The sequence below is a fragment of the Ruminococcus sp. OM04-4AA genome (assembly GCF_003462585.1).
GTDB lineage: Bacteria > Bacillota > Clostridia > Lachnospirales > Lachnospiraceae > Mediterraneibacter > Mediterraneibacter faecis.
This window is the reverse complement of record NZ_QTZH01000072.1, coordinates 1-11,005: the sequence shown is the minus strand read 5'-3', so window position 1 is coordinate 11,005 and position 11,005 is coordinate 1. Positions and strand designations below refer to the sequence as shown.

The 11,005-nt window shown below is 42.6% G+C and carries 9 protein-coding genes and 1 pseudogene; 2 read left to right on the top strand and 8 right to left on the bottom strand.

The features are described from left to right. The first annotated feature begins 86 nt into the window (after positions 1-86). Both DXB52_RS14010 and DXB52_RS14005 read left to right on the top strand, forming a co-directional pair. Complete coding sequence (locus DXB52_RS14010) at positions 87-1,874, top strand: polysaccharide biosynthesis protein (RefSeq protein WP_118107850.1); 1,788 nt, start codon at positions 87-89, stop codon at positions 1,872-1,874. Between the two features lie 4 nt (positions 1,875-1,878). Beyond that, positions 1,879-3,078 (top strand): DegT/DnrJ/EryC1/StrS family aminotransferase, encoded by a 1,200-nt coding sequence (locus DXB52_RS14005; RefSeq protein WP_118107848.1) that lies wholly within the window; start codon positions 1,879-1,881, stop codon positions 3,076-3,078. 81 nt (positions 3,079-3,159) lie between these two features. On the opposite strand, the pseudogene DXB52_RS14000 reads toward DXB52_RS14005, so the two are convergent. The 8 genes and pseudogenes from DXB52_RS14000 to DXB52_RS13965 all read right to left on the bottom strand — a co-directional run. Next, positions 3,160-4,194 (bottom strand): annotated as a pseudogene (locus DXB52_RS14000) (V-type ATP synthase subunit B); the annotation flags it as partial. Further along, complete coding sequence (locus DXB52_RS13995) at positions 4,195-5,961, bottom strand: V-type ATP synthase subunit A (protein WP_015527970.1); 1,767 nt, start codon at positions 5,959-5,961, stop codon at positions 4,195-4,197. Further along, positions 5,958-6,284 (bottom strand): V-type ATP synthase subunit F, encoded by a 327-nt coding sequence (locus DXB52_RS13990; RefSeq protein WP_015527971.1) that lies wholly within the window; start codon positions 6,282-6,284, stop codon positions 5,958-5,960. Before DXB52_RS13990 ends, DXB52_RS13995 begins: the two co-directional genes overlap by 4 nt. Further along, positions 6,277-7,251, bottom strand: a complete 975-nt coding sequence (locus DXB52_RS13985) for a V0D/AC39 family V-type ATPase subunit (RefSeq protein ID WP_118107846.1) — start codon at positions 7,249-7,251, stop codon at positions 6,277-6,279. Before DXB52_RS13985 ends, DXB52_RS13990 begins: the two co-directional genes overlap by 8 nt. Before the next feature lie 18 nt (positions 7,252-7,269). After that, positions 7,270-7,872: a V-type ATP synthase subunit E gene (locus DXB52_RS13980; RefSeq protein WP_118107844.1), complete on the bottom strand. Its 603-nt coding sequence runs from the start codon at positions 7,870-7,872 to the stop codon at positions 7,270-7,272. Between the two features lie 27 nt (positions 7,873-7,899). Beyond that, entirely contained in the window at positions 7,900-8,385 is a 486-nt protein-coding gene (locus DXB52_RS13975) for a V-type ATP synthase subunit K (protein WP_015527973.1), read from the bottom strand. Continuing rightward, entirely contained in the window at positions 8,382-10,412 is a 2,031-nt protein-coding gene (locus tag DXB52_RS13970) for a V-type ATP synthase subunit I (protein ID WP_118107842.1), read from the bottom strand. The genes DXB52_RS13975 and DXB52_RS13970 overlap by 4 nt, the downstream gene beginning before the upstream one ends. Before the next feature lie 36 nt (positions 10,413-10,448). Beyond that, positions 10,449-10,757: a hypothetical protein gene (locus tag DXB52_RS13965; protein WP_117568364.1), complete on the bottom strand. Its 309-nt coding sequence runs from the start codon at positions 10,755-10,757 to the stop codon at positions 10,449-10,451. Between the last annotated feature and the right edge of the window lie 248 nt (positions 10,758-11,005).

Sequence of the window (11,005 nt, the reverse complement as noted above, 5' to 3'; positions counted from 1 at the left end):
TAACAATTATTATTCATTCATATTTGTCATTAATACTTCGATATGAATTACATTATTCGTGGATTCCAAAAGAATATATTCATAGTATGAAATCCTATTTGCCTATTGGAATAATTTCAACACTTGTAATATTTATGATTTTAAATTTGTATAATAGTGTTTGGTCTTTTGCAGGATTAAGAGAATTGACGATGATAGGCGTTGCTTGCTTCTTGTCAACAGTATGCCAAGGGTTTGGAATGCAACTTTTAGTTCTTCCTGTTCCGAGAAGCTTTCATGTATTTTACTTTTTTTTGCTACTCAGTACTACAGTTTTAACAAGATTTTCATATAGAATTTATTGGGTATTGAAAAGTGGACTAAGAAAACCTCAAGGTCACGTATATCATACATTAGTGATCGGAGCTGGTGAAGCCGGAAGTATGATCATTCAGGAACTGAAGTACAGTGCACATTTGAACAGTAAGGTAGTAGGCGTTATTGATGATAATCCACACAAGAAAGGAAAACTGATTCACGGTGTTCGTATTCTTGGTGGCAGAGAGTGCATTTTAGATGTAGCAAAGAAATATGAAGTTGATGAGATTATTCTTGCAATCCCTTCTGCATCTCCGAAAGTAACAAGAGACATCCTTCGCATCTGTAATCAGACAACTTGTAAGCTGAAAATCCTTCCGGGTATGTACCAGTTGATCACAGAGGATGTGAGTGTTTCAAAACTAAGAGATGTTTCTATCGAAGATTTACTTGGGAGAGATCCGATTAAAGTAGATCTGGAAAGTGTGCGCGGATTTATTGAAGGTAGATGCATCATGGTAACTGGTGGTGGCGGTTCTATCGGTAGTGAACTTTGCCGTCAGATAGCAAAATATAAACCATCAAGATTGATCATTTTTGATATTTATGAAAATAATGCGTATGATATTCAGCAGGAGTTGAAATTAAACCATCCAGAGTTGAATTTGACCGTGTTGATTGGATCTGTAAGAAACACAAGCCGTATTGAATCCGTTATAGAAACATACAGACCGGACGTGATTTATCATGCGGCTGCACATAAACATGTTCCGCTGATGGAGGATAGTCCGAACGAGGCAATTAAGAACAATGTATTTGGAACTTATAAGACAGCGAGAGCTGCAGATAAGTTTGGAGTAAAGAGATTTGTCCTTATTTCAACAGATAAGGCAGTAAATCCAACCAATATCATGGGTGCATCTAAGAGAATGTGTGAGATGATCATTCAGACATTCAATAGATATTCCAAGACAGAATATGTAGCAGTACGTTTTGGAAATGTTCTTGGAAGTAACGGAAGTGTTATTCCATTGTTTAAGCGCCAGATGGCTGCAGGTGGTCCACTTACAGTTACACATCCTGACATCATTCGTTATTTTATGACAATTCCGGAGGCAGTATCGCTTGTACTCGAAGCAGGTGCATTTGCTAAGGGAGGAGAAATTTTCGTATTAGATATGGGAGAGCCCGTAAAGATTGCAGATCTTGCGAAAAACTTGATCCGTCTTTCAGGATATACACTTGGTGTGGATATGGATATTAAATATACAGGATTGCGTCCAGGAGAAAAATTGTATGAGGAACTTCTGGTAAAAGAGGAAGGAATTCAGAAGACTGAGAATAATCTGATCTATATTGGAAAACCACTTGAGTTTGATGAAGTGCATTTCCTGAGTGGATTACGCGAACTGGAAGAGGCAGCAATGAATGAAAGCTTGAGTGTAAAGCAGATCGTATCTGAAATCGTTCCAACTTATCATATCAGACAGGAAGACTTAAAACGAGATGAAGAAGTGAATAAGGAATTACGTGAACTTGGAAAAATCAGTCATGAAAAACCTGTAATGGAGGATTAATACAATGGAAAACAGACATATAGCATTTTCACCACCGGATATAACAGAAGAGGAAATAGCAGAAGTTGTAGATGCGCTGAAAAGTGGCTGGATCACAACTGGACCGAAGACAAAGCGATTTGAGAATGAATTGGCAGAATACATGGGAACAAGCAAGGTGGCTTGTCTGAATTCTGCGACAGCTGCAGCAGAATTAATTCTTCGTGTGCTTGGAATTGGAGAAGGCGATGAAGTGATCACAACCGCATATACATATACTGCAACTGCAAGTGTGATTGCTCATGTCGGTGCGAAAATTGTCATGGTCGATGTAGACAAAGATTCTTATCAGATGAATATGGATCAGGTAGAAGCAGCTGTTACGGAAAAGACAAAAGCAATCATTATGGTAGATTTGGGTGGACGAATCTGTGATTATACAAGAGTATTTGAGATTGCAGAAGAAAAGAAACATCTTTTTCAGCCAAAAACAGAGATTCAGAAGAAGATGGGACGTATTGCAATTCTTTCAGATGCTGCACATGCAATGGGTGCAAAGCAGAATGGCAAGATGTGCGGAAGTATTGCTGACTTCACAAGCTTTTCTTTCCATGCAGTGAAGAACCTTACAACAGCTGAAGGTGGTGCAGCGACTTGGAGAGATATTGATGGTGTAGATAACGAAGAGTTATACAAGCAGTTTATGCTTCTTTCACTTCATGGTCAGTCTAAGGATGCTTTGGCAAAGACTCAGCTTGGAGCTTGGGAATACGACATTGTAGCACCTTATTTTAAATGTAATATGACTGATATCATGGCATCACTCGGACTTGCGCAGTTGAGAAGATATCCGGCACTCCTTGAGAGAAGAAGAGAAATCATTGAGAAATACAACGAAGCTTTGAAGGATGAAGATGTTACAGTTCTTGAGCATTATACAGAGAATAGTCAGTCAAGCGGTCATTTATATCTTGTTCGTGTGAATGGAAAGACAAGAGAAGAGTGCAACAAGATTATTGAGAAGATGGCAGAAAAGGGAATTGCGACGAATGTACATTATAAACCACTGCCGCTTCTGACAGCGTATAAGAATCTTGGCTTTGATATTAAAGATTACCCGAACGCTTATGCAATGTTTGAAAATGAAATTACACTTCCACTTCACACGAAGTTATCAGATGAAGATGTGGAGTATATTATTAAATCATTTAAAGAATGTCTATAGTTTTGAGTGAAAGTTACGGATACTTATAAGGATAGTATATATGAAAAAATGGAATGAATTGCCAAAAGTAATGCAGAATGATAAAGTGAAAATTGGAGGTGTTACTCCTTTTCTGTAAAGCTCACGGCTTAAGATGATCTGTCCTTCCGTGATATATCCTGTCAGGTCAGGGATTGGATGAGTCTTGTCATCCTCAGGCATTGTCAGGATTGGGATCATTGTGATACTTCCCTTCTTGCCATTCTGACGTCCTGCTCTTTCATACAGTGTTGCAAGGTCTGTGTACAGATATCCCGGATATCCACGACGTCCAGGAACTTCCTTTCTGGCTGCGGATACCTCACGCAATGCATCTGCGTAGTTTGTGATATCTGTCAGAATAACAAGGACATGCATATCCTTTTCAAATGCAAGATACTCCGCTGCTGTCAGCGCCATACGTGGTGTTGCGATACGCTCGATTGCCGGGTCATTCGCAAGGTTTACAAACAATACTGTTCTGTCGAGTGCTCCTGTCTCGCGGAAGCTTTCGATAAAGAAGTTAGACTCCTCGAAAGTAATACCCATAGCAGCAAATACAACCGCAAAGTTTTCATTTGTTCCAAGTACCTTTGCCTGACGGGCAATCTGTGCTGCCAACTGTGCATGCGGCAGACCAGATGCTGAGAAGATTGGAAGCTTCTGTCCACGAACCAGTGTATTCAATCCATCAATTGCAGATACTCCTGTCTGGATAAACTCCTCCGGATAACATCTAGCCGCCGGATTCATCGGAAGACCATTGATATCCATTCTGGCATCCGGAAGGATCTGCGGACCCTCATCAATCGGATTACCAAGTCCATCAAAGACACGTCCAAGCATATCTTCTGATACGCCAAGTTCCATGCTTCGTCCAAGAAATCGGACTTTGCTGTTGGAGAGGTTAATACCTGTTGAACTTTCAAACAGCTGTACAAGGACATCGCTTCCATTCACTTCCAGAACTTTACATCTTCTAGTCTCTCCGCTCGCCATCTCTATCTCTCCAAGCTCATCATATGTCACGCCTTCTACTCCATGCACCAGCATCAGAGGTCCGGCCACTTCCTGAATGGTTCTATATTCTTTTGGCATTTAACCTTCCTCCTTTACAAATGCTGCTGCGATCTGAGCGCTTAATGTCTCATCAACCTGCTTAAATTCTTCGTCAAGCTTATCTTCTGTCACATATTTAAAACGTCCGATCTGCTCTCTGACCGGCATTGAGATCAGCTTCTGAAGTGATGCACCATCTTTTAATGCATCGGTTGCTCTGTCAAAGAATTCGTTAACGAGAACCATCATCATGTGCTGTTTCTTCAATGACGTATACGTATCTACTTCATGGAAAGAGTTCTGATGCAGGAAGTCCTCACGAATCGATCTTGCAGCTTCCATCTTCAGACGGTCGGACGGTGAAAGTGCGTCCATACCTACCATCTTAACGATCTCTTCCAGTTCTGCTTCTTCCTGAAGCAGTGTCATCATCTTCTGACGGCCTTCCATCCAGTCTTCGGCAACCTGTCCGTTAAACCATTTTTCCATATCATCCAGATACAGGGAGTAACTCTTCAACCAGTTGATTGCCGGGAAATGTCTCTTGTATGCCAGGGAAGCATCCAGTCCCCAGAACACTTTGACGATACGAAGTGTAGCCTGAGATACCGGCTCAGATGTATCACCACCCGGAGGAGATACTGCTCCGATAACGGAAAGTGCTCCTTCTCTTCCTTCTTTTCCAAGAGAAACTACATGTCCGGCACGCTCATAAAACTGAGCCAGACGACTTCCAAGATAAGCCGGATATCCTTCTTCACCAGGCATCTCTTCCAGACGTCCTGACATCTCACGAAGTGCCTCAGCCCAACGGGATGTTGAGTCTGCCATAAGTGCTACAGAATATCCCATATCACGGAAATACTCTGCTATTGTAATTCCTGTGTAAATGGATGCCTCACGAGCTGCAACCGGCATATCCGATGTATTTGCGATCAGAACAGTTCTCTGCATCAAAGGCTGTCCTGTCTTCGGATCCTTCAGTTCAGGGAACTCGTTCAGAACGTCTGTCATCTCATTTCCACGCTCTCCACATCCGATGTAGACAACAATATCTGCCTCAGCCCATTTTGCAAGCTGATGCTGGATTACTGTCTTTCCACTTCCGAAAGGTCCCGGAACGGCCGCAACACCGCCCTTGGCGATTGGGAAGAATGTGTCGATAACACGCTGTCCTGTTACAAGTGGCATCTCCGGTGGAAGTTTCTTCTTATACGGACGACCGCGACGAACCGGCCACTTCTGCATCATAGTTAATTCTTTTTCGCCTTTTTCTGTTTCAACAACTGCTACAATATCTTCTACTGTAAATGTTCCTTCTTTGATTTCCTTGATTGTTCCTTTAATTCCGTAAGGAACCATGATCTTCTGCTGTACAAGAACTGTTTCCTGAACTGTACCGATCACATCTCCTGTCTCTACTTCATCTCCAACCTTTACAGTAGGAACAAACTCCCATTTCAGATTTCTCTTAAGAGACGGAACTTCAACTCCTCTTTTCAGGTTATTTCCGGAAATCTTCATAATATCATCCAGTGGTCTCTGGATTCCGTCATAAATACTTGCGATCAGACCAGGTCCTAATTCTACAGACATTGGAACATCCATAGATTCAACCGGTTCTCCAGGTCCGAGACCTGATGTCTCTTCATATACCTGGATGGATGCCTCGTCACCGTGCATCTCAATGATCTCTCCGATCAGACGCTGTTCCGATACGCGGACAACGTCAAACATATTCGCATCACGCATTCCCTCTGCGATAACAAGAGGTCCTGCGACTTTTTTAATCACTCCTGTGCTCATTCGCTTACTCCTCCAAACAGAATATCTGATCCGACGGCCTGCTCAACTGTCTTCTTCACGCCTTCAACTCCGGCTCCTGTATTCCCCGACACACCCGGGATCTGAATAATCGCCGGAAATGTCTGCTCACCGTACTTGTTGATTTCTGACGGAATCTGTGCAGCCACAGCCTCTGTAATATAGATAATGCCGTAATTTCCTTCTGCAAGCTGGCGAAGCTTTGTCTTCGCCTCATCCCGGTCCTTCACAGGGCAGATGCTAAGACCGAGGGTGGCAAATCCATAGATACTGTCATAATCGCCCATTACTGCAATCTTATACATACATCTCCCTTATCCTTTCCCGGATTGCTTCATCCGGAAATTCATTCTGCTTTCCGGTCAGTATAATCCGTACTGTCTTGATCTCATTTTGTCTGGCTAACAGATACGCTAGAAGCGGTCCAACGGAAAATGATTCATATTTCTGTGACCTCATAGAATCTGTCATTTTATTATCACACCAGCGTTCAAATGCAGACGGTGATATACGCAGTGCATCGGCACCTTCACGATAAGATGTTTCTTCCAGATACTGTGCGATCTCCTCCGCACCGGCCAATGCTGCCTGTGTCAGCTGATCCACATTGATCTCGGAACAATTTACCATTGCTTTCTTCATAAATTCTGCATTTTTTCCTGTCTTCTGAGATCTTACTGCAATCTTAATATCAGCGATTGCAACTGCTGTCTGTGCATACTCTTCAATGATCTTCTCACCTGATTTTTTCCCTGCTTCCAGCATAGCTTCCAGTGTTGCGCGATCAATAATAAGATCGCACAGCTGTCCGTCTCTTGTGTGAAGCAGAGTGTCAAATGCTTCTCTTGCTGTTGCTGGCATATTACCCGGCAGCTTATCAAATTCTTTGTTCTGGACAAGTGCAAACATCTCTTCTCCAGGAATCTCACAGTCATCGTAAAAAATGTTTTTATTCTCCACTTCCGTACACACTTCTTTGATTGCTGCTTTCAGATTGTGATAAAGTTTTGGAAGTGACAGAACATCGAATACATGCATATCCGGTGCCACCTCACGGATTGTCTGCCACATCTTCTCTTCTTCCTTATTCAGAACTTCATCTGCATCCAACGTTCCTGCTGTCAGATCTCCCCAGCCCTTTTCAACCAGAAGCTGTAGAGCCTGTTCTGCACTCTTGCACGCAAGAAGCTGTTCGATCACTGCATTCGTTAAAAGAGAGACTTCCAGTGCACGGATTCTGGCAACCGCATAGGTATATTTTGTCTTACTCAAGATTATCCCTCCTTGCGGCTACACTGCTGTAAACAGCTGCCGGTTCACTTTATCTGATAACTCTTCTCTTTTTGCATCAAACAACGCTTTGATCGTACAATTTTCTTCGATGCCGCCATAGGTCAGGATAAATCCCCCATCCATTCCGTCCGGCACTGTCTCTGTAAGTTCCAGGCTTCCGCCTTTCTTCTTCGCTGTTTCATATACTTTTTCCATATACCCTTGAGGCATACGTTTTCTGTCTTTCTCTGTAAAGCAGATGGTTCCTTCTTCCGGAAGTACATACTTCTCAAGAACCTTTTCAAGCATTGCAAAATAAGCTGCATCATCAAGCTCTCCGACTGCTTTGTAAGCATCTTCAAGAACTTCACTGATCACTTCCTGTTTCGCCTCAAGTACTGCCTTGCGCTTTCTCATATCTGATGAAGAGACCAGGCGTTTCACAGAATCTTCTGCTCTGGCTTCTGCCTGTGCGACAATCTTCCGTGCATCTTTCTCTGCCTGTGCGTGTGCTTCCCCAATTATAGAATCCGCCTGTGCGTGTGCCTGTGCGAGTATCTCTTTTGCATTGTCCTGCGCCTCTGCGATTATCTGCGCTTTCATTTTGTCAAGTCCACTCATCTCCACGCTCTCCTTTTTATTTATTTCTTACAGCTGGATACCACTTACTGCGAGGAAGGAAATCAGAAGAGCCAGGATCGCATATGTCTCAACCATTGCCGGGAACAGCATTGCTTTACCAAACTGCTCTGGCTTCTTTGCTACGATTCCGATAGAAGCCGCTGCTGTCTTACCCTGTGCGATACCTGAAATCAATCCAACAATACCGATTGGGAGACAAGCTGCAAGAATCATAAGTCCTGACTGAACGCTAACTTCTACTCCGCCTCCGCCGAGAATACCAATTTTAGAAAGTGTAATAAATCCAACAAGCAGTCCATACAGTCCCTGTGTACCTGGGAGCAGCTGCATGATAAGTACTTTAGCGAATTTGCTCGGGTCTTCTGTTACAACACCTGATGCTGCCTGTCCTGCGATACCTACACCTAACGCAGATCCTGCACCTGCGAATAATACTGCGATTGCTGCGCCTAATAATCCATATACAACTCCAAGTTCACCTGCTATATTCATAATGTTGTTTCCTCCTTAACATCAACATATTTCGTATTTTCTTTAAAAGGCTCGAATGCTTTTCCGCCGCCTTCATAAAATTTTCCGAAGAATTCCACAAACTGTAAACGGTTTGTGTGTACATAAGCTCCCAGCAGATTGATCGCCAGGTTCAATACGTGTCCCACAATGAAGATCACAATGAAAAGAATCACACCGATCACATTGTTTGGAAGCATCGCTCCCATCTGATTAATAACGGATGCGATAACTCCTGTTGCAAGTCCAAGTGCAAGAAGTCTTGAATAGGACAATGCGTCACTGAGCCATCCTGTCACGTTATACAAATCATACGCTCCAAGCGCAAGCCGAAGCGCCGGATTCTTGTTTGCTCTTCCTGACATCAGCACAATACCGATTGCTCCACCCGCAGCCATCACTTTTGCAGCAGTGTTCAAAGCTGCCGGGAACACGATCGTAGTCTGTGCGATTGATGCGAAAATGTCACTTGGAAGCAGCATCAGGATCAACCCGATCAGCATTACAAACCAAAGTACAACGTCACAGATAAAATCTACAACCTTACCATCTTTTAAACACAGATAACCTTTAATTCCAAGTCCTACGAACAAATGAATTGTTCCAAACAACAAAGAATAAACCAGAAGTTTCATTGGATCATTCAATGGAACAAACCAAAGTGCCGGAACTGTTACCGTATGTCCGAAGAATTTTTCTGAAACAATGTCTACGATATTTCCAAAATATCCTCCAAACAGAACGCCCCATACAAGTGTAGATACTCCACAGTAGAAGAACAGTTTCAAAGATTTTGCCATGCTCTGTGACATTCTTGGATATTTCTTCACAAGAATCGCACACACAATTGCAACAACTGCTCCATACGCTGCATCTGACAACATCATTCCGAAGAAAAATACATAGAAGAATGACATGATCGTTGTCGGATCGATCTCTCCGGCATGCGGTAATCCGTAAGATTCTACAATGCCTTCCATGTTTGTAGAGAATGGGTTATTCTTTAAAATAACCGGTGCTTCTTCACCTTCTTCAATGTCTTCAATATCTACCATACAGTTATATTTCTCTGTCAAAGATTTCTCTACCTGACCTGACTCACATGCCGGTATATATCCACTTATCACAAATGTACGCTTTGACTGAAGAAGATCTCCGAGAACTGCATACTTATCTGCTCGGACTCTGTAATAATCTGCTACGGCCTGAAGTTCTTTTCTTTTGGAAGCCAGGCTCTTAAGTTCTGCCTCGCACTGCATCATCCGCTCTCTTGACGCTGCTATCTCTGTTTCCAGTACTTCCTTCTGCTCTTTTGGTGTCTTGCTCCAGTTTTGAGACGGTCTTGCAAATCCTGCACTTCGAAGTGCTTCTTCCACTGTCTGGAGTTGTTCTTTCAAACAGATGACTGCAATGCAAATCATATTAGATTCTGCTGAAACTAAATGTACATCGACCCCTGTTTTCTCCATCACTTCCGGAGTCTTCTCAAGTAGAATGGAATAAATGTTCTCAAGAGTAAGCTCTCCCGGCATTGTTCCCAGAATCAAAGCAGTCCTTTTTGTCTTCCCTTCCTGAAGCGGAACATCTAATGCCATCCACGGCATCAGACTTTCAATCTGATTCTCAATCTTTGCTATGCCTGCTCTAAGCTCAGCATACTCACGATCAAGATCATAAATTCCGCGGGCTGTCTTGATCAATTCCGGTCCAGATATCTGAACCTTTTCTTCCAACTCGCGATCGATCAGTTCTTTTCCTTCCAGCGAAGAAAGTAATGACTTTTTCTCCGGAGCGTAAGCATCCAGAATCCCCAGTGCCTGATCTGCTGCCGTTGCCGCTTTTTCAAATTTCATCCGCTGTCCGGTTGTGTCCATCTTTTGGAAGAATGCATCCTCTTCTTTGTCCCTGTCAACTTCAAGAACTCCAAGATGCTGTAACTGTTCCAGGATTGCTTTTCGATCTTTCTTCAGGGCACAGATGCTGATTTTCTGCATCTTAAGTACCGCCATAATCTTATCCCTCCTTTTTTGTTACGACCACATGGATCAGATCAATTCAGAAAGAACTAGCTGCACTGCTGCATCCTTTTTCTCTCTTGCAGAAACCTTCAGCTCTTCGATCACATCTTTGAGCTTCTCTGCTTCTTTATCTTCCTGATTTTTCGCCTCTTCTCTGGCTTTCTCATCCAGTCCACCGGCAGTTCTTTTTGCCTCTTCTATAAGTTCTTCATGAATCTGCTTTGCTTGAAGAGATGCATCTTTCAGAATCTGTTCTTTTTGTTCCTGCGCTTTTACAAGAATCTCTTCTGCCTGCTGTTCTGCTTCTTTAATTGACCGGATTGTCTCATCCACCATAGTATCTACACCACCTTTCTTGTCTCCCCTTTTTATTGTTCTTATGTGATTTTGAACAATAAGATTTCTTCGTTGCATGTTGTTACTGCACATTAATATCTAAGGATTACGCTGTTCGCAGCACGTATCAATATATTATTACCATACTTTTCTTTCCTATTCTCTTTCTGTTTGTAACTTTCGCACAACGATGTTATTTTAAACATAGCATATTTTGTCGTAATAATCAAACTTTTTATTAGATTTTT